Source organism: Actinomycetospora sp. (assembly GCF_055612215.1).
The window spans coordinates 1-1,213 of sequence record NZ_JBVPVA010000896.1; the positions used below are offsets into that span (position 1 = coordinate 1).

The 1,213-nt window shown below is 76.9% G+C and carries 1 protein-coding gene; it reads right to left on the minus strand.

All coding sequences use genetic code 11. From position 1 onward, the window contains the following. Positions 1 to 1,125 (minus strand): AfsR/SARP family transcriptional regulator (locus AC0CYZ_RS24420; protein WP_472220153.1); only part of this gene is annotated, 1,125 nt, incomplete at its 3' end. Positions 1,126 to 1,213 lie beyond the last annotated feature (88 nt).

Below are 1,213 nucleotides of genomic sequence, written 5' to 3' on the forward strand. Positions count from 1 at the left end.
GGTGTCGAGCACGAGGAGGACCGGCCGGAGGCGGCTGAACGCGGCCAGGGCATCGACCGTCCGCGTCCCGGGGACGACCTCGACCCCGGCCGCGGCGGCGACGTGGCCGGCGACCCGGGCGGGTTCGTCGATCGTCGAGAGCTCGACGAACCACACGCCGCCGGGGAACCGTTCCGCGACGTCCTCGGCGACGCCGAGGGCGAGCCGGGTCTTGCCGGCCCCGACCGGGCCGGTCAGGGTCACGACGGCGCCGGGGTGCAGGAGCTTCCCGATCGCGGCCCGGTCGTCCTCCCGCCCGACGAGGGATGCCCGCCGTCGCGGCAGGCCGATCCGCGGGCGCGGGGTGGCCCTCGGCGCCCCGGCGTCCAGGGCGGGGTCGTGGCCGAGGATCCGTCGGTGGAGCGCCACCAGCCCGGGGCCGGGGTCGACACCGAGCTCGGACGCGAGCACCCGCCGGGCCTCGTCGAAGACCCCGAGGGCCGCCGCCTGCCGGCCCGCCCGGTAGAGCCCGAGCATCTGCTGCTCCCACAGCCGCTCCCGGAACGGGTGGGCCTCGAGCAGCGGACGGAGCTCGCTCACGGCCCGCTCGGGGTGCCCCAGCCCGAGCAGGGCGTCGATGCGGTGCTGCTGCAGATCGACGTGGAGCTCCTCGAGCCGGGCCCGCGCCGCGGTCCACCCGTCCCAGCTCGAGAGGCCGTCGTAGGGCCGGCCGCGCCAGGCGCCCAGCGCGCGGTCGCTGGTCTCGACGGCGGTGCCGAGGTCGCCGACGGCGAGTGCGTCCGCCACGGCGGTGGTGGCGGCGGCGAACGCGCGCGAGTCGACGTCGTCGTCGCCGACCGCGAGGCGGTAGCCGCGGTCCCCGCTCAGGAGCAGCTCGGAGGGCGCGCGGGGTGCGCGGTCGGGTTCGAGGACGCGCCGCAACCGCCACAGCAGGGAGTCCAGCGAGGCGAGGGCCCGGTCGGGCGGCTGCGCACCCCAGACGGCCTCGACGATCGTCGAGGTGGGCACGGCCTCGCCGATCCGCACCAGGAGCACCCCGACGAGGGCCTCGAGGCGGGTTCCGCCCACCGGGCGCGGGAGACCGTCCTGCTCGATCCACAGGGGTCCGAGGTCCCGGAACCGCATGGCGGGGAAGCGTAGGCGAATTGTCCACCCACGCCCGGTGCTCGTTCGTGTGAGAGCGGTGTGAGAGGTGGTGGAGACCCTGGCCCGG